Annotated in this window: 16 protein-coding genes, 1 pseudogene and 1 riboswitch; of the genes and pseudogenes, 14 read left to right on the top strand and 3 right to left on the bottom strand. The window is 37.5% G+C overall.

What is annotated here, in order from left to right; all coding sequences use genetic code 11:
• Positions 1 to 158 precede the first annotated feature (158 nt).
• From pflB to IGI47_RS06520, 4 genes are all read left to right on the top strand, one after another.
• Positions 159 to 2,390 carry a formate C-acetyltransferase gene (gene pflB / locus IGI47_RS06505; RefSeq protein ID WP_438783689.1) on the top strand — a complete coding sequence of 744 codons (2,232 nt, stop codon included), beginning with the start codon at positions 159 to 161 and terminating at the stop codon, positions 2,388 to 2,390.
• Between the two features lie 102 nt (positions 2,391 to 2,492).
• Positions 2,493 to 3,254: a pyruvate formate-lyase-activating protein gene (pflA, locus tag IGI47_RS06510; RefSeq protein WP_005878174.1), complete on the top strand. Its 762-nt coding sequence runs from the start codon at positions 2,493 to 2,495 to the stop codon at positions 3,252 to 3,254.
• Positions 3,255 to 3,339: 85 nt separating this feature from the next.
• Entirely contained in the window at positions 3,340 to 4,266 is a 927-nt protein-coding gene (locus IGI47_RS06515; RefSeq protein WP_311929796.1) for a manganese-dependent inorganic pyrophosphatase, read from the top strand.
• A 106-nt stretch (positions 4,267 to 4,372) separates the two neighbouring features.
• Positions 4,373 to 5,239 carry a DUF1803 domain-containing protein gene (locus tag IGI47_RS06520; protein ID WP_311929797.1) on the top strand — a complete coding sequence of 289 codons (867 nt, stop codon included), beginning with the start codon at positions 4,373 to 4,375 and terminating at the stop codon, positions 5,237 to 5,239.
• Positions 5,240 to 5,414: 175 nt separating this feature from the next.
• On the opposite strand, the gene IGI47_RS06525 is transcribed toward IGI47_RS06520, so the two are convergent.
• Together IGI47_RS06525 and IGI47_RS06530 are read right to left on the bottom strand one after the other, a co-directional pair.
• Positions 5,415 to 6,053 (bottom strand): hypothetical protein, encoded by a 639-nt coding sequence (locus IGI47_RS06525; RefSeq protein WP_311929798.1) that lies wholly within the window; start codon positions 6,051 to 6,053, stop codon positions 5,415 to 5,417.
• 142 nt (positions 6,054 to 6,195) lie between these two features.
• Positions 6,196 to 6,738, bottom strand: a complete 543-nt coding sequence (locus IGI47_RS06530; RefSeq protein ID WP_005878182.1) for a DUF2179 domain-containing protein — start codon at positions 6,736 to 6,738, stop codon at positions 6,196 to 6,198.
• 154 nt (positions 6,739 to 6,892) lie between these two features.
• Between IGI47_RS06530 and IGI47_RS06535 the strand changes: the two genes are divergently transcribed.
• From IGI47_RS06535 to IGI47_RS06550, 4 genes and pseudogenes are all read left to right on the top strand, one after another.
• Positions 6,893 to 7,282 carry a hypothetical protein gene (locus IGI47_RS06535; protein WP_311929800.1) on the top strand — a complete coding sequence of 130 codons (390 nt, stop codon included), beginning with the start codon at positions 6,893 to 6,895 and terminating at the stop codon, positions 7,280 to 7,282.
• 4 nt (positions 7,283 to 7,286) lie between these two features.
• Positions 7,287 to 8,038: pseudogene (locus tag IGI47_RS06540) on the top strand (alpha/beta fold hydrolase).
• 192 nt (positions 8,039 to 8,230) lie between these two features.
• Entirely contained in the window at positions 8,231 to 9,178 is a 948-nt protein-coding gene (locus tag IGI47_RS06545; RefSeq protein ID WP_438783691.1) for a LacI family DNA-binding transcriptional regulator, read from the top strand.
• A 96-nt stretch (positions 9,179 to 9,274) separates the two neighbouring features.
• A complete protein-coding gene (locus tag IGI47_RS06550; protein WP_311929803.1) occupies positions 9,275 to 9,988 on the top strand; it encodes a hypothetical protein in 714 nt (237 codons plus the stop codon).
• A 90-nt stretch (positions 9,989 to 10,078) separates the two neighbouring features.
• Here the strand turns inward: IGI47_RS06550 and IGI47_RS06555 are convergent, their stop codons facing one another.
• Entirely contained in the window at positions 10,079 to 10,741 is a 663-nt protein-coding gene (locus tag IGI47_RS06555; RefSeq protein WP_438783692.1) for a YitT family protein, read from the bottom strand.
• A 107-nt stretch (positions 10,742 to 10,848) separates the two neighbouring features.
• Between IGI47_RS06555 and IGI47_RS06560 the strand changes: the two genes are divergently transcribed.
• The 6 genes from IGI47_RS06560 to IGI47_RS06585 all read left to right on the top strand — a co-directional run bounded on the left by IGI47_RS06560 (position 10,849) and on the right by IGI47_RS06585 (position 17,563).
• On the top strand, positions 10,849 to 11,136 hold the full coding sequence (locus IGI47_RS06560) for a hypothetical protein (protein ID WP_311929807.1): 288 nt from the start codon (positions 10,849 to 10,851) through the stop codon (positions 11,134 to 11,136).
• 460 nt (positions 11,137 to 11,596) lie between these two features.
• Complete coding sequence (locus IGI47_RS06565; RefSeq protein ID WP_438783693.1) at positions 11,597 to 13,135, top strand: ABC transporter permease/substrate-binding protein; 1,539 nt, start codon at positions 11,597 to 11,599, stop codon at positions 13,133 to 13,135.
• Positions 13,132 to 14,097, top strand: a complete 966-nt coding sequence (locus IGI47_RS06570) for an ABC transporter ATP-binding protein (protein WP_438783695.1) — start codon at positions 13,132 to 13,134, stop codon at positions 14,095 to 14,097. Before IGI47_RS06565 ends, IGI47_RS06570 begins: the two co-directional genes overlap by 4 nt.
• Positions 14,084 to 15,403 carry a dihydrolipoyl dehydrogenase family protein gene (locus IGI47_RS06575; protein WP_438783696.1) on the top strand — a complete coding sequence of 440 codons (1,320 nt, stop codon included), beginning with the start codon at positions 14,084 to 14,086 and terminating at the stop codon, positions 15,401 to 15,403. The genes IGI47_RS06570 and IGI47_RS06575 overlap by 14 nt, the downstream gene beginning before the upstream one ends.
• Positions 15,404 to 15,450: 47 nt before the next feature.
• Positions 15,451 to 15,555: riboswitch (TPP riboswitch) on the top strand.
• Between the two features lie 79 nt (positions 15,556 to 15,634).
• The gene (locus IGI47_RS06580) at positions 15,635 to 16,378 is read left to right on the top strand and encodes an ABC transporter permease (protein ID WP_438783697.1); all 744 of its coding nucleotides are present in this window, start codon (positions 15,635 to 15,637) and stop codon (positions 16,376 to 16,378) included.
• 198 nt (positions 16,379 to 16,576) lie between these two features.
• A complete protein-coding gene (locus tag IGI47_RS06585; protein WP_438783699.1) occupies positions 16,577 to 17,563 on the top strand; it encodes an ABC transporter substrate-binding protein in 987 nt (328 codons plus the stop codon).
• The last annotated feature ends 9 nt before the right edge of the window (positions 17,564 to 17,572 follow it).

Here is a 17,572-nt window from a genome sequence, read left to right on the forward strand (position 1 = left end):
AGCTAAATACTGGTAAATCAATGTTATTTCAACGTCTATACTAAAAAGCTTTTATTTTGTTAAATAAAAAACAAGAAAACCCTTGCAAAGGTCTGCTTCTGTGTTATACTAATCACGTAAAAACTGTTACATTAAACAGAAAATAGGAGGTCCATACAATGGAGCAATGGAATGGATTTAAAGGAACGAAATGGAAAGAAGGCGTGGATACACGCGATTTTATTCAAAATAACTACACGGAATACCGTGGGGATGACAGCTTCTTAGAAAAACCAACAGAAGCAACAAAAAAGTTATGGGCAGAACTACAAAAATTAAATGATATCCAATTCGAACGTAATGGTGTTTACGATATGGATACAGAAATCGTATCAACGATCACTTCACATGACGCTGGCTACTTGGATAAAGACTTAGAAAAAGTTGTTGGTTTACAAACTGACAAACCATTGAAACAAGCATTCATGCCTTTTGGTGGAATCAACATGGCAAACAATGCACTAAAAAGTAATGGCTATACACCAAATGATGAATTGACACATATCTTTACTGATTGGAGAAAAACACATAACCAAGGTGTTTTCGATGCATACACTGCTGAAATGCGTGCTGCACGTAAAAACAAGATCATCACTGGTTTACCAGATGCTTACGGTCGCGGACGTATCATTGGTGACTACCGTCGTATCGCTTTATATGGAATCGACTATTTGATGGAACAAAAGAAAAAAGATCATGATATGACTGGTTACCATACAATGAGTGAAGACGTGATCCGTCTTCGTGAAGAAATCACAGAACAATATCGTGCATTAGCTCAAATGAAAGAAATGGCTGCAAAATATGGCTATGATATTTCAAAACCAGCAGCAAATGCAAAAGAAGCTGTACAATGGTTGTACTTTGGTTATCTAGCTGCAATCAAATCACAAAATGGTGCTGCGATGTCTATCGGTCGTATTTCTGCTTTCTTAGATATCTACATCCAACGTGACTTAGACAACGGTGTGATCACTGAACAAGAAGCACAAGAATTGATCGACCATTTAGTGATGAAACTTCGTATGGTAAAATTTGCTCGTACGCCAGAATATAACCAATTATTCTCAGGTTTCCCAATCTGGGCAACACTTTCCATTGCAGGTATGGGCTTAGATGGCCGTTCATTAGTAACGAAGAATGATTTCCGCCTATTGCATACATTGACAAACATGGGACCTTCTCCAGAACCAAACTTAACTGTTTTGTATTCAGAACATCTTCCAGAAGGATTTAGAACTTATGCAAGCAAGATCGCTATCGAAAGTTCTTCGATCCAATTTGAAAATGATAATCTATTACGTGAACAATGGGGTTCAGATGACTGCGCGATCGCATGTTGTGTATCTGCAACAGTTGTCGGTAAAGACATGCAGTTCTTCGGTGCCCGTGCAAACTTAGCTAAAGCTTTATTATATGCTATCAATGGTGGTGTAGATGAAGTCACAGGCGCACAAGTTGGACCAGAATATCGTCCGATTTCTTCTGAAACATTAGACTTTGAAGAAGTAAAACATAACTTCATGAATGTGATGGATTGGTTGGCTGAATTATATGTCAATACATTGAACATCATCCACTACATGCATGATAAATATTCTTATGAAGCAGCACAACTTGCATTGATGGATTCAGATTTGAAACGTACGTTTGCAACAGGTATCGCTGGTATCTCACATGCTGCCGACAGCTTGGCTGCAATCAAATATGCAAAAGTAAAACCAATCCGTAATGAAAAAGGAATCGCTGTAGATTTTGAAGTAGAAGGCGACTTCCCTAAATATGGTAATGACGATGATAATGCAGATAAATTAGCAGAATGGATCTTAGAATACTTCATGACACAGATCAAACGTCATAAAACTTACCGCAACTCTACACCAACAACATCATTGTTAACTATTACTTCAAATGTAGTGTATGGTAAAAATACAGGGAATACTCCGGATGGGCGTGAAGCTGGAAAACCTCTTGCACCAGGAGCAAACCCAAGTTATAATGCAGAACAAAATGGATTATTAGCAAGCTTGAACTCAACAGCTAAAATCAATTACGCATATGCTCGTGATGGTATCTCAAATACACAAACGATCAACCCAACTGGACTTGGTAAAGATGAAGATACAAGAATCGGTAACCTACGTAATGTATTAGATGGTTACTTCTCTAAAGGAGCTTACCATTTGAACGTGAATGTATTCAGTAATGATCTATTGCGCGATGCGATGGAAAATCCAATGAAATACCCTAACTTAACAATTCGTGTATCTGGCTATGCTGTTAAGTTCCGTGATTTGACAAGAGAACAACAACTAGACGTCTTGATGAGAACATCACACGATAGAATGTAATCAACTTGAGGGCAGGACGACTCATTGTCCTTGCCCTCATCTTTTAGCTTTGCTCAGAAGAATATTTTTATAAAATGAAATCAAAGAAAAGAAGTGATCCCTATGGTAGAAAAAACAATTGGCTATGTCCATTCGATTGAAACGTTTGGTTCAGTAGATGGCCCTGGAGTTAGATTTGTCGTTTTTATGCAAGGCTGTCGCATGCGCTGCGAGTTTTGCCACAATCCTGATACGTGGAATATCGGCGGAGGAAAAGAATATACGGCAGATGAGATTTTAGATCAAGCTGAACGTTATCGTTCTTATTGGGGCTCAGAGGGCGGTATCACTGTTAGTGGAGGAGAACCGTTGTTACAGATTGATTTCTTGATCGAACTATTTCAAAAAGCAAAAAAACGCGGCATACACACCACACTAGATACATGTGGTAAACCTTTTACACGTGATGAACCTTTCTTTTCTCGTTTCCAAGAGTTGATGAAATATACTGATTTATTACTGTTTGATATCAAACATATCGATAATGAAGAACACAAAAAATTAACGCATTGGGGCAATGAAAATATTCTGGACATGGCTCAATATCTCTCTGAAATCGGCAAATCAGTCTGGATCAGACATGTGTTGGTCCCAGAGCGAAGCGACTATGATGAATATTTGATCCGCTTAGATGCATTTATCAAAACATTGACGAATGTAGCAAAAGTAGAGATCCTTCCTTATCACACGATGGGAAAATATAAATGGGAAACACTTGGCTTGAAATATCCTTTAGAAGGTATCGAACCACCAACAAAAGAGCGTGTTGAGAATGCCAAGCGCTTGCTTCATACCGAAGAATACAAAGGATATCTTACAAAATAGCGAGAGGCGGAAAGGAAGATAAGTATTGCTTCTTTTCCGTTTTTTGCTATTATTAAATAGGAGAAATCACAAAGGAGCGAAAAAAATGGCAAAAATTTTAGTTTTTGGACACCAAAATCCGGATACAGATGCAATTGGAGCAGCGATTGCTTTCTCACATTTGCAAAATCAATTAGGTAAGGACACTGAAGCTGTGGCTTTGGGAGAACCTAGTGAAGAAACACAATATGCATTAGACTATTTCAAACTTGCTGCCCCTCGTGTCGTAGCTTCTGCGAAAGACGAAGCTGCACAAGTGATGCTTGTCGATCATAACGAATTCCAACAAAGTATTTCTGATATTGCCGATGTTGAGATCTTGTCAGTTGTCGATCATCATCGTATCGCTAATTTTGAAACAGCAAACCCACTTTACTATCGTGCAGAACCAGTCGGATGTACAAGTACGATCGTATTGAAGATGTACAAAGAAAATCAAGTGGCTATTCCGAAAGAAATCGCTGGGATCATGTTGTCTGCAATCATTTCAGATACACTGTTATTCAAATCACCAACTTGCACATCAGAAGATGTAGCAGCAGCGAAAGAACTTGCTGAACTAGCCGAAGTTGAGTTAGAAGCTTATGGATTAGATATGCTAAAAGCTGGTACGAACTTAAGCGATAAAACAGCATCAGTCCTTCTAGACTTAGATGCAAAAAGCTTCCCAATGGGTGAAGCAAATGTACGGATCGCTCAAATCAATACCGTTGACCTAAACGAAGTCATGGATCGCCAAACGGAGCTTGAAGAAGCGATGACTGATGAGATGGCTAGGAATGGGTATGATTTGTTTGTACTAGTTGTTACAAATATTTTAGATAGCGATTCTGAATTATTGGTAGCAGGAAATGCAATCGATAAAGTCGAAGAAGCTTTCCAAACAAAATTAACAAATAATCGGGCACTATTGAAAGGCGTTGTTTCTCGTAAGAAACAAGTTGTCCCTCAATTGACAGCGGCATTTAACTAAAAAATGATCAAATAGTGGCCAATGAGTGAAAAGGTGGGGTGAAAGTCAATGCGACGATTCTCCCGCCTTTTTTATTCAATGAGAAAACAATGAAGAAGGGAACTAAATGAATTATTTCTATTCAATTAGCAAGAAAAAAAAGCTAGGAAAAATAATTGAGCAACCTATTTTTTCAGAATTTGTGGCATATATGTATGAAAATCAACAGCACGAAATTATTTTAAGAGAACTAAAAACAAAATTTCCTCAGAAAAAATTTGAACATTTTTTAGATCAATTGATTGAAGAAAAATTGGTGCTCCGTGAAAATAGACGATATATGTTGAATTTTCCGATCTTCAACAATGAAAAAGACCTTACTGAAAGTCAAAACATCACAAATGAACTCCTGCCACAACTGCGGGAATTATCACAAGAAGAACAGCAATTAGCTATGGGAGAAGAGGTTTGGCGTTATTGTTTTGAAGGTGAAGAAGATTATTTTTATGGAACAACTTCGGATATCCTTCTTGTCAACAAAGTAAGTGCTGGAAATGAAGAGTATCAGTTTATTTCAGTGAACCATGAGAAGGAATTACCAGTCACCTTGGCAAATTATTTTTACATTCAGAAAGAACAACTACCAATGCCAAAGAATTTTACGGACTTAGCACATACCATTGGTGATGTGAACGAATCCTATTTCTTCGACCAGATCGAGGTCATCTTAGAACGTATCCAAAAACAAAAATACAAAAAACGCCGACCAAGCATCTTTTTTGATGCACTTGTTTTATCGGCTACTATAGAAACGAATGAAATCGAAGAAATACGATTGCCAATCTTTCATCCAAGTGAAGAAAAAATCGTTTCCCCTGTTTTGGACCCCAAGATCGGTCCAGCAGAACGGGCATATATAAAAAGAAAAGTATATGAATCTTTGATTGCAGAATTATCTTTGACTGACTACTCTTATATTTTAGAAAAACGATAAAAGAGTTCGAGACAAAAGTGTTTCTTACTTTTGTCCCACGCTCGTTTTTTTCGAAATTTCCGAAAAAACTGACTTTTGGACACCGTTTATTCGAGAGTCTGTAGCAAAACTAATTTTTTTAGATTTGTCCCAGACGCTCTAAATAAAAAAAGGCGGGAGCAGAAGCAACTCCTTCTTATTTCTCGGAGTTGATGACTTCTGTTTCCGCCTCTTTTTTCACTTTCCACATCATCCACCCAAGACTCAACATGAATAACAAATCTAAAAAGTTGCTGGTGGTTTGAATATTTTCTGGGTCAAAGGTTGGTGCTAACGCTAGAATAAAGAAAGAAAACATGCTATAACCAAAACAAAAAAGTGGGATGAACTGGATATAACGCGGTAACTTTAACTTTTTAAAAACCAATGAGAAAATAAAATAGGTGAAAATAGATAAGATGACGACTAATCCATTGATTATAAAAAAGAATAATGAGGACTGATTAAACGAATAAAAGAAAACACTGATCAAAGAAAGAACTTTCAATGCAGTGAAAACTCCGGCAGCCTCATTCATCGTCCCTGGCAATTGGTAAAATACATAAGCTTGAAAGTAAACAGAAAACAAAAAACCGCACAGCGATGAAAGAATCAATAGATAAGGAAATTCTTCTATCTGAGCAAGTTCAGAGTGGTCCGATAATAACCAACCGAACGCATTGCAGGGAGTACTAGATGTTTTCAAACAAGCGTAGCTTAAAAATAGGATAGTAGTTAATAAAACAAAAGTAGAGCCTGTCAGTAAAAATCTAGTGGTTCTTTTTTTTATATTCATAGGTTCTCCTGAAAATAGATTGATATGAATATAATAACAAAATGATGAGTATATGTCGATAGGTTTTAATCAAAATGAAAAGAAACGACTAATAGGAACAGACTAATTTCATTTTATTTCTTTTGATTGTTGAAAGAAACGCTCAATGTGATTGACGTTTACGTACTTTTTTCGTCCAGAATCCACCAGAAATGTATTTTGGTTCATAAGAGATGATAAATGCTCGTGCTTCGATTTCTTTTATCAAATGATAAAGTTCTCTTTCATTTTTTCTAGGAGAAAGAATTTCTAGTACAACACGTTCTCCTTCAAGACCCATAGCGGAACTTTGAGTAACGCCATACCCGTGTTGTCGTAAGATGAGCGGTAGATGTTGTTCTACTGTACTGCTAGTTGGCAAGATCGTAGTGACCATGATATAACCTAGTGCTAACTTGTCTTCAATCAAGATGCCAACGCTGATCCCAACAGCATAGCCTAGTGCATAGACAAATAGATTCAAAGGATTGTCTAGACGGTCTAACACAAGAGATAACCCGAGAATATAAATCGTGATCTCGACCATGCTGACTAATGGGGCAATCAGACGGTACCCCTTCATTGTTAACATAAAGCGTAGCGTATTAAGTGTGATATAAGCAAAATTAATAAAAAAAATCATCAGTAACATACGTGTATCGACCATAGTAATCTCCCTTCAGTTCGTTCTAAAGTCCATATTATCCTAAAAATTATAGAAAAAATTAAAAAATGAGTTTTAAAATACGCAAAAAATGATAAAATGATTATAATAGAATTATAGAAAAATATAATACAGGTACAGGAAGATGGTGATAGAAATGAAAACAATCAATCGAATAATCAGTATAACTCATATAGCTAGTATTGTCGCTTGTGTATATCTCGGTGTATATTCCATACAACAACCGATCGAAACAAACGATCTACTATTCCAAATATCGTTGACTGATGGATTGATTTTAAGCATTTTTTTGTTTGCAAGCATATTTATCGGAAATATTTTCGGAAGTATTGCAAGTTTCTTGAATTTCTCTATTTATCCTCTTCTTTCTTTAGGATTAGGTGTGACAGGAACTTGTGCACTTCTTTTATTTTCTAAATCTTTTAATTTATTTTTAATAATATTTGGTATAATCAGTTTATTCCAAATTGTAGTTAGTATCTGGCTATTATTTCGGTATGTGACACTTATGAAGATAGGGGAGTAAACACTTGAGTCCACTCATATTGAAACGAACAGTAAAAAATATTCCACTTCTAGAGGTCGTATTGGAAGAGTTAAGAGATGAAAAGATTCCGATAGTCATCTATTATCATGGTTGGCAAACCAGTAAAGAACTTGTACTGACACAAGGAAGAAAATTTGCTAAGAAGGGCATTCGTGTTTTATTACCAGATGCGATGAACCACGGTGAGCGAAAACAGCCAGTGTCTTCTGTCCCATCCTATACTTTTTGGAGTAGTATTTATGGGAATTTAGTACATTGATCGAACATTTAGATAAAAGAGGAGTACTCCACGAAAAGGTAGCGGTAGGTGGTGTATCGATGGGTGGGATGACCACTTGTGCCTTGTTGACTCGACATCCACGTTTGGTTGGCGGTATCTGTTTGATGGGGTCACCAGCACCGATTCAATATGGAAAAGAAATCCAAAAAAGAGCAAATGAATACCATTATAAATTGTCCGCAGATTACTTTGATTTGATTTCTTGGGTCGAAAAATACGATTTGTCCTTACATCCAGAAAAATTAGCTGGACGCCCATTGTATTTTTGGCATGGTGAAAAAGATGAAAAGATCCCATTTGCCCATACGAAAGAATTCGTTGATGAAAACCGAGATACAGCGTTTGGTGAGAAGATCGTTTTTCGTTCTTCTATAACCGAACGACATATGGTGAAGGTACCCTTGATGGAAGAAGCTGCTGATTTTCTAGGTAAGATGATGGATAAAATAGATTGAGGATGCAACAGATTTATCTATAAAAGAATAGCACAAATAAATCGAAATGCCATTTCTTGTTCTAGATATGGATTTTGGTTTATTTGTTTGATCTAAGTTGCTGTATTTTTGATTTTTTGCATAATTACGGGTGGAAATTTGCTATACTATTCTTAATGAATAAAACGTTTTTACCATGGAGAGGAGTTTTTTATGCCGACTTTAGCCGATGTTGCCAAAAAGGCCAATGTTTCCAAAATGACTGTTTCCAGAGTAATCAATCATCCTGAACAAGTAACAGACGAACTGAAAGAGTTGGTTTTTTCTGCAATGGCAGAACTAGATTATCGTCCGAATATAGCTGCTAAAGCACTTGTTTCAAACCGTTCCCAAATAATCAAATTATTTATCTTGGAAGAGATCGATACCACCGAACCTTACTATATGAATTTGCTGATGGGAATCGCAAAATGTATCGGAAAAGCCCATTACTCTTTACAATTAGTGACAAACGATGCCTTCGATGTGGGCTCCTGTGACGGCTATATCATTACTGGTGTTAGAGAGAAAGATTTTGATTGGATCGATCGTTTGGAAAAGCCTGTGGTATTGTTTGGCGAAAATCGTTTTGGGTACGACTATGTAGATAGTGACAACCATTATGGAACGGCAAAAGCTACACAATATGCGTTAGATAACGGTTATCAGACGATCGTTTATATTGGTATCGATGAAGATGAGCCTTTTGAGTTATCAAGAGAGGACGGCTATCTTTCCATAATGAAGGATCAAGATCTTCCATCTAAGATTTTACGGTTTCCGAATCATTCAACGATGGCTGAAAATTATTTGACAGAAAATTGGCAGGATTTTCAAGAAAAAACTTGTTTCATCTGTAGTTCAGATCGATTAGCCCTAGGTATCGTCAGAGGAATCACCAAAGAAAAAGGGCGAATACCAGATGATTTCGGCGTGATTGGCTTTGATGGTGTATTTCTTGATCAAATCAGTTCACCAAAATTGACTACAGTGAAGCAAGACATTGTTCGAATGGGAGAAGTATGTGGTGAAATGCTGTTGAAAAAAATTGCTGAAAAAGGTGAGAGTCAAGGATATCGTCGTTTTTTCCCTGAGTTGATATTAAGGGAAACAACTCGCTGAATGAGAAAGTAGTGGATTTTAGAAGAGGTTACTATTGAAAACAACAAATTTATGCTATTATTTAGAAAAGCTCCATTGATGAGAAGGATGGTTTAAATGAAAGAAATTAGACGAAAGCATTTTCGTTTTCCTGCCTACGATGATGTAACAGGTGTAAAGCTACCGAAAAAAGAAAAACGTGTCTTGTTTGATGGACATGATGAGCTATTGACAGAAATAACAAAGCAACCAATGTTTGAACCAATGCAAGAATTCCATTTTGCAGAGTATAGTGAAAAAGAACAACGCAAACGCCGCAAAATAGGTCATTCCAAGAAAACAACTGTCGTCAAAGAAGATTTGGAAAAATACAAAGAACATCTTCCTGATTACACAGGACACAACGAAGTGGGAAAAACGTTACCGAAGACCCAAAACCGGTCATTTTCAGCGACTAGATCTTCAAATGAAGGACGTACGCAAAGGACAACGGAGACGCATAGAACTAGAAGAGAACGTTCTTATTTTGTACCAAAATATGTCCCAGCGTCGATTATTTCCGAACCGAAAGAGCAAAGGATTCCAGATAGCGAATTGATCCAATCAATGAAGAAAACGGGAGATTCTTATTTATTATTTGATAATGAACAAGTACCTTATCAAGAAAAAAAAGTAGATGAACCTTCTGTCAAACCTTTCCATAAGGCAGAAAAGAGCACACCAGAACAAAGTAAAAAAGAGCGTAGCCACGGTATTTTGGAACGATCTTTACAAGGATTGATCGAAGACCAAGGGAATTCGTTAGGTGAAAACAGTTATTTCAAAAAATAAAAAGAGGTCGAGACAAAAGTCGTTTAGGCTTGAGAAATTGGAAAGAAAAACGAACAATACGTTCTTTGTATTGCTCGTTTTTTTTGAAAATCAGTCAAATTGTTCGGTAGAATCCAATCCTTCAAATGGTTCAGGGGATGTTCTCTTGAAAGTTTTGAATGAAAGTGGGATCTCCAGATACTTCACTTTGTTCAAAGTGTATGAGAGGATCGAGCAGCTGATCAATGTATAGAAGAAATGCCGCAGGTCCAAATAGAGCAAGGAAACGACTAAGATACTAAAAGTGATCAAAAATAAACTTTTTCCGATTTTTATCTGAAAATATTTTTCAAACGCTTGGTAGAGGATGTCTGTTCCACCAGTACTTCCACCAAAGCGAAAAACAAGCCCACAACCAATCCCAGAAAGGAGCCCAGTCATCAGACTATTCATCAAAAGATTCTGCACCGCAAAATGTATATGAAGACTTTCCCATGTACGTAAAAAGAAAACCAAAGCAAAAGTACCAACAATTGTCCGTAAAAATGCTTGCTTCCCAAAAATGAACAATGAGAAAAGTAATAAAGGTAAATTGATCATCAAAGAAGTGATAGATGGAGCAAAGCCAAATAAATTATTTAATAAAAGTGCGATACCAGTAACGCCGCCATCTGCTAACTTTGATGGGATATTGATCCCTGTCACGGCTAAGCTATAAAGTGCAGCCCCCAGAGTAATACCAACTAGATCAACCAATAAATTGTTTTTTTTCATGTCTAACCTCTTTCCTTTTGAAAATTTTCAGCAACTTCTTTATTATACTGATAGATACTTATTCTTCAATAGGAAAAATAAAAAAATAGTCAGAAAGAGGAAAAAAGATGCGCGCTGCAGATTTGTTGACAGTTTTGTCAAATCCACCTACAAAAAAACCTTACGAAAGTATCGAATTAACAGTCAACAGTCAATCCTATCCCTTGACCGGTGTCGAAATAACTGAAACTGGGCAATGCAATTTTTTATTTATCCAAGGGCAAAAACAACTTCCGATGAAAGAACTATTGGTTTTTTTGATGAAAAATCGTGAGAAAGAAATCTTTTATCAAAAAGATAAAGAAAAATTACCTTTATATGGAATAAAAGAGAAGGATCAACAATTAATCATTTAACAAAATATTTTTATTTTATTTAAGAAATAAGGGGAAAAGTACAACGTTTATGATCTCAAAACAACTGATTGTTACATTTTTAGTAAAAATAGCTGGTTTTCCAGTATAATAATCGTTGAACAAGCCAGTAAAAAAAATCTCCCCCACGAGGTCCAATATTTACTGGCTGTTTTGATTTATATTCGATAATCGCGCACTTTATGTCTTAGAACATAAGGTGTGTATTTTTTTGCCTTTCTCTAAAGAACCATCTTCAAAGAAAGAATACGAGGAAGTCGGAAGAAACCTTGAAGAGGTCCGTATAAATGTATACTTTTTGTACCAGATTCTCTTCCCGTAAATGGAAATGTTTGAGGAAAGCAGAAAGTATTTATCCGTACTGTTTTTGTACGAGGTCAATTTAGTTGGGGAATTGTTGTTCGTTGTTTATACTTGAATTATAGCTAGAAAGGAAGGTCTTATGAATAATTTTATACAAATGCTCAATGAGCGAAAAGGTGAGTTACTGACAGCTACCTTTCAACATTTATCCATATCACTGATTGCGTTGTTGATTGCGATCTTGATAGCCATACCAATTGCTATTTGGTCAGTCAGCCATAAAAAAATGGCTGAAGTACTACTACAAACGACAAGTGTTCTTCAAACAATTCCTTCATTAGCGTTATTGGGGTTGTTGATTCCATTCGTCGGGATCGGTACTTTACCAGCATTGATTGCTTTGGTCATCTATGCGCTATTACCGATTTTTCAAAGTACGTATATTGGTCTGAGTGAGATCGATCCGTCAATAGAAGAGGCAGCTCGCGCATTCGGTATGTCTAGAATGAGGCGGCTGATCAAAGTAGAACTTCCTATTGCGCTTCCTGTCATTATTTCAGGTATTCGAACAGCTTTAGTGTTGATCATTGGTACGGCTACATTAGCAGCTTTGATCGGGGCTGGTGGTTTAGGAACATTCATTTTATTAGGTATCGACCGTAATACACCTGTCTTGACGTTGATTGGTGCGATCAGTTCAGCGTTACTAGCCATTGTCTTTAGTAGTCTGATCCGACTTCTGCAACATTTAAAGCCTAGATACACAGTGATTACATTGATCGTTATCCTGTTAGGAATCGGTGGTGCTTCATTGGCTCAAAGTGAGATATTCAAGGAAGAGAAGGTCACTATTGCCGGTAAACTCGGGGCGGAGCCAGATATATTGATCGAGATGTATAAGGAACTGATTGAAGAAGAAACAGACACTAAAGTTGAGCTGAAGCCTAATTTTGGTAAAACAAGTTTCTTGTTCAGTGCTTTGGAGAATCAACAAATCGATATTTATCCTGAATTCACAGGAACTGTTTTGGAAAGTTTAGTGAAGGTTCCTGACAGTTTAAAAAATAAAAAATTAAATGAAGAAGAAACCTATGAGCAAGCCAATACTTTATTGAATGAACAATTCAAGATGCGTTTGTTGCAACCGATGGCTTACCAGAATACGTATGCACTAGCGGTTAAAGCCAGCTTTGCACAGGAAAATGGACTAAAAACGATTTCTGACTTGAAGAAAATAGAAAATCAGATCAAAGCAGGATTTACTCTAGAATTTATTGATCGATCGGACGGTTATAAAGGCATTCAAGAAACGTACGGATTGGATTTTCCAAGTGTACAGAGTATGGAACCTAGTCTAAGATACCAAGCAATCAATAATGGTGATGTGAACATCGTAGACGGTTATTCGACAGATAGTGAATTGAAGCAATATGGACTAATCACCTTAGAAGATGATCTAGGGCTGTTTCCAGCTTACCAAGGGGCACCTTTGATGACAACTGAATTTGCCGATACACATCCGAGGATCGTTAAAGCGCTAGAGAAACTTTCAAACAAAATCACTGAAGAACAGATGATCGACATGAACTACCAAGTAAACGTGGAGAAAAAACAACCTGCAGAAGTCGCTCATGCATTCTTGATAGAAGAGGGACTACTGAAGGAGGAAAGCAAATGACCAAGCTGATTGAATTTCATAAAGTCAAAAAAAAATATGGGGACAAATACGCAATTAAAGAATTAGATATAGCAATCGAAGAAGGGGAAATCTTTGTGCTCGTTGGCCCTTCTGGTAGTGGAAAAACGACTTCATTGAAGATGATAAATGGCCTTTCTTGGCCTACTTCAGGTGAAATCTCTTTCAAAGGGAAAGCATTGAAAGACTATGATCTGCAAAAAATGAGATGGAATATGGGATACGTACTGCAGCAAATTGCGCTGTTTCCGAATATGACGGTCAAACAAAACATTGAAGTCATTCCAGAAATGCTAGGTTGGGAAAAAACGAAAAGGGAACAGACGGCAGATCGTTTGTTAGAAAAAGTTGGACTTGACCCCACTAGCTATAGAAACAGGATGCCTCAGGAATTATCAGGAGGAGAACAACAGAGAATCGGGATTATTCGAGCATTAGCAGCAAATCCAGAGGTGCTTTTGATGGATGAGCCATTTAGTGCGCTAGATCCTTTGTCACGGGCCTCTTTGCAGGATCTGGTATTGTCTTTACATCAGGATCTAGGAACGACGATCGTTTTTGTTACGCATAATATGGATGAAGCAATCAAACTAGGAACAAGGATAGCGGTAATGAAGGATGGGGAGTTGATCCAATGCGAGACACCGGAACAATTACTGACCAATCCGAAGAACGAGTTTGTGCGAAGATTTTTTGATGATTCTCTTTCTCAAAAAGAACAAACCGTAAAAGAGATCCTCTTGGCCAAGAATTACACAAAAGGAATCAGCGAAAAAGATCGTCCTATAGTTCAATTTGATACACCATTGAATGAAGTTTTTGCATTGTTGGTTGATCATGAATCTGTAAATATTCAGGAAAATGAACGTATTTCTGGTGAGATCACGAGAGGAGATATGTTTGCTTTTCTAAGTAGAAAGGAAGAAGACCATGAAAAAGTATGATGCGGTCGTCATCGGTTCAGGAGTTGCTGGGTTAAGTGCTGCATATGGGTTGAAAGCGGCAGAAAAACAGGTGCTTGTCGTGGAAGAAAACCTTTGGGGCGGAACTTGCCCCAATAGAGGGTGTGACCCGAAGAAAATTCTATTAAATGGTGTTGAAGCAAGAAAAAGAATCGAACAACTCACTGGTAAAGGTTTCTCGGATGTACCTCCTGTTGATTGGGCAGAATTGCAAGCATTCAAACGAACATTCACAGATCCTGTTTCTAAAAATCGCCAAGAAGAACTAGCGGCTGCAAAAATCGATCATTTATCTGGTACTGCTCAGTTTATCGATCCACAAACGATCAAAGTGGGAGAAGAAACCATCACTGCTGAGCATTATGTCCTTGCGACTGGGCAGCGACCAGCTATTTTACCTATTGAAGGAAAAGAATTTCTGCAAACTAGTACGGACTTTTTAGCGTTGGAAAAATTGCCAAAAGAGATTATTTTTATCGGTGCAGGTTATATTGCATTTGAATTAGCAATGATTGCTTGTGCTGCTGGAAGCAAGGTAACGATCGTTCATCATAATCAGCAACCTTTAAAAGGATTTGAAGAAGAGTTGGTCAACAGCTTAGTTGAGCAAATGCAAAAGGCAGGGATCACTTTCATTTTTGACTTTGAGTCACAGCGTGTCATTCAAGAAGCATCTACGTATCGTCTTGTTTCAAAAGACAAAGAGTTACAGGCAGATGCAATTTTCGTTGCGACTGGTAGAAGACCGAATATTGAATATCTGCAACTTGAGCAGGCAGGTGTACACACAGTGAAGCAAGGAATCGTCGTCAATGAGTATTTACAGACAAGTAACCCGAATATCTTTGCATGTGGGGATATTATCGCAAAAAATGAACCCAAACTAACTCCTGTTGCGACGTTTGAAGGGACATATGTTGCTGATTATTTAACGGGGAAAACAGCACCTATCCACTATCCGGTAATCCCAACGATCGTTTACAGCAGTCCGAAGGTGGCACAGGTCGGACGAACAAAAAAACAGGCAACTGAAAAAGACCAAGTGACCGATGTATCAATGACAGATTGGTTTACCTACCATCGAGTAAATGAACCTTTAGCGAAGGCTCAACTTACCTATGATGCGAATGATTTTTTAGTTGGTGCTGCTGTTATCAGCGAACAAGCAGATGATTTGATCAATGATCTAACTCTATTGATCAATCAAAAAGTAAAAAAAGCAGAGCTAGATCAATGGATTCTCGGATATCCAACTTTAGCTAGTGATCTTTCCTATTTGCTGAAGTAAAGTACCTTGTTACTAAAAATAAGTTGTGTTACACTAAACGAAAATAAAGATTGTTTCTGGGGATGTCGTCGACGACATGAGAGTAAGTTGTGAACTTAGACCCATCGAACCTGTCAGTTAACACTGGTGAAGGGAGAAACGTAGTAAACGCTTGAAGTTGGGCTTTCTATGTTGCGCCCGATTTCAGGCGTTTTTGATGTGCCCTTGAAACATGTGAAAAGGAGGGGAGAAATGAAGAAAAAAATTTGTCCAGTCGTAAGTATTATTTTCTTACTAGCCCTTTGGCAACTACTAGTAACGATTTTTCACACGCCTGCATTTATTTTACCAAGCCCGCTAAATGTCCTCTCAGCACTATTCGCAGATGGGGCTACGCTCGTTTATCATTCTTTCGTAACGTTAGAAGAAGCAGTCATCGGTTTGGTCATTGCGGCCTTACTTTCTTTTGTGACAGCTATTGCTATGGACCACTGGAAAATTTTTAAAAATTCTTTGTATCCACTTTTAGTCGTCTCACAAACATTACCGATTATGGTCCTTGGACCGCTTTTGGCGTTATGGTTCGGGTTTGGTCTGTTTCCTAAAGTGATTTTAGTTATTTTGATGAGCTACTTTCCTATTGTGGTTGCTTTTGCCGATGGGTTAAGTAAAGTTTCAAGTGAGCAGATCAGCTTTTTTAAAACAATGGGAGCGAATGAATGGCAGCTGTATCGGATCATCAAGATTCCGCAAGGATCAAATGATTTCTTTTCAGGATTGAAAGTAGCTGCGACCTATTGTGTAAGTGGCGCAATCGTTGGAGAGTGGCTAAGTGCGCAAGCGGGTTTAGGGTATTATATGATTCGTGTAAAAAATAGTTATCAAATCGATAAGGTATTTGCAGCTATTTTGTGTGTGATCATCCTAAGTCTATTGTTAAATATGCTCACTGTACTGTTAAAAAAAGGATATTACTATATCTTATATCGTTCATAAAGAGGCTGGGACAGAAGTGTTTAACTCCGAGAAATAAGAAGAAATGAACGAAAATTGCTTTTCAAATTTTTGTGGATTTCGGCTTATTTAAGAAGGAGTTACTTCTGCTCCTACCGTTTATCCGTTTTTAAAGAATGAGACAAAAGTGTTTCTTACTTTTGTCCCACGCTCTTATATCGTTCATAAAAGGAGAAAAAAATGAAAAAAATTTGGTTACTCATTCCTTTATTATTTGCTTTAACAGCTTGTAGTACAGGATCAAAAGCAGCTCCGGAAGAAAAAGGATTAAAGAAAGTTACAGTAGTACTTGATTATGTGCCGAATACAAATCACACCGGTATCTATTTGGCAAAGGAAAAAGGGTATTATAAAGATGCAGGCTTGGATGTGAAGATCATCGAACCAGGGGATGATTCAACGAGCATCGGTCTAGTCGGTGCAAACAAAGCTCAGTTTGGTGTCAGTTATCAAGAGGATGTGACGTATGCACGTGTGGATGGTCAAAATATTCCTGTTAAGGCGATCGGCACGATTATCAAACATAACACATCAGGATTTGTTTCGCTAAAAAATAGTGGAATCAACTCACCCAAAGACTTTGAAGGAAAAACGTATGCAGGGTGGCAAAGTCCAAGCGAAGAAGCTGTACTGAAAGCCACGATGAACAAAGAGGGAGCAGATTTTTCTAAATTGACGATCATTGGCAGCAATGGTGAAGGCCCTCAAAGTTTGGGGAAGGAAGCAGATATCCAATGGTACTTTGAAGGATGGGATATGATCAAAGCAAAAGAGTTGGGGATCGACTTGAATTATATGCCTTTAAGAGAATTGGATAAACGGTTAGACTATTATACTCCGCTGATCATCACGAATGATCAAATGATCGAAGAGGACCCTGATACAGTCCAAGCGTTTATGGATGCTACTAAAAAAGGCTATCAAGAAGCGATGGAAAATCCTAAAGAAGGCGCAAAAATCTTACACAATTACGCAAGTGACTACGAACAATCCTTTTTAGATGCTTCACAAGAATTCTTATCGAAAAATTATACGGATGATCCTGCTAAGTGGGGAATGATGGATGCAAAAGTATGGGATAACTATACTGACTTTATGAAAGAAAATGGTCTGATCAAAGAGAAAATATCTGCGAAAGAATTATTTACGAATCAGTTTATCGAATAGGAGAAGGAA

It is taken from the genome of Enterococcus sp. AZ191 (assembly GCF_051713845.1).
GTDB classification, from domain to species: domain Bacteria; phylum Bacillota; class Bacilli; order Lactobacillales; family Enterococcaceae; genus Enterococcus_B; species Enterococcus_B durans.

Excerpts from the sequence above, each read along its gene's own strand:
- pflB (WP_438783689.1), top strand. The coding sequence starts at position 159 with ATGGAGCAATGGAATGGATTTAAAGGAACGAAATGGAAAGAAGGCGTG.
- pflA (WP_005878174.1), top strand. The coding sequence starts at position 2,493 with ATGGTAGAAAAAACAATTGGCTATGTCCATTCGATTGAAACGTTTGGT.
- IGI47_RS06515 (WP_311929796.1), top strand. The coding sequence starts at position 3,340 with ATGGCAAAAATTTTAGTTTTTGGACACCAAAATCCGGATACAGATGCA.
- IGI47_RS06520 (WP_311929797.1), top strand. The coding sequence starts at position 4,373 with ATGAATTATTTCTATTCAATTAGCAAGAAAAAAAAGCTAGGAAAAATA.
- IGI47_RS06525 (WP_311929798.1), bottom strand. The coding sequence starts at position 6,053 with ATGAATATAAAAAAAAGAACCACTAGATTTTTACTGACAGGCTCTACT.
- IGI47_RS06530 (WP_005878182.1), bottom strand. The coding sequence starts at position 6,738 with ATGGTCGATACACGTATGTTACTGATGATTTTTTTTATTAATTTTGCT.
- IGI47_RS06535 (WP_311929800.1), top strand. The coding sequence starts at position 6,893 with ATGAAAACAATCAATCGAATAATCAGTATAACTCATATAGCTAGTATT.
- IGI47_RS06545 (WP_438783691.1), top strand. The coding sequence starts at position 8,231 with ATGCCGACTTTAGCCGATGTTGCCAAAAAGGCCAATGTTTCCAAAATG.
- IGI47_RS06550 (WP_311929803.1), top strand. The coding sequence starts at position 9,275 with ATGAAAGAAATTAGACGAAAGCATTTTCGTTTTCCTGCCTACGATGAT.
- IGI47_RS06555 (WP_438783692.1), bottom strand. The coding sequence starts at position 10,741 with ATGAAAAAAAACAATTTATTGGTTGATCTAGTTGGTATTACTCTGGGG.
- IGI47_RS06560 (WP_311929807.1), top strand. The coding sequence starts at position 10,849 with ATGCGCGCTGCAGATTTGTTGACAGTTTTGTCAAATCCACCTACAAAA.
- IGI47_RS06565 (WP_438783693.1), top strand. The coding sequence starts at position 11,597 with ATGAATAATTTTATACAAATGCTCAATGAGCGAAAAGGTGAGTTACTG.
- IGI47_RS06570 (WP_438783695.1), top strand. The coding sequence starts at position 13,132 with ATGACCAAGCTGATTGAATTTCATAAAGTCAAAAAAAAATATGGGGAC.
- IGI47_RS06575 (WP_438783696.1), top strand. The coding sequence starts at position 14,084 with ATGAAAAAGTATGATGCGGTCGTCATCGGTTCAGGAGTTGCTGGGTTA.
- IGI47_RS06580 (WP_438783697.1), top strand. The coding sequence starts at position 15,635 with ATGAAGAAAAAAATTTGTCCAGTCGTAAGTATTATTTTCTTACTAGCC.
- IGI47_RS06585 (WP_438783699.1), top strand. The coding sequence starts at position 16,577 with ATGAAAAAAATTTGGTTACTCATTCCTTTATTATTTGCTTTAACAGCT.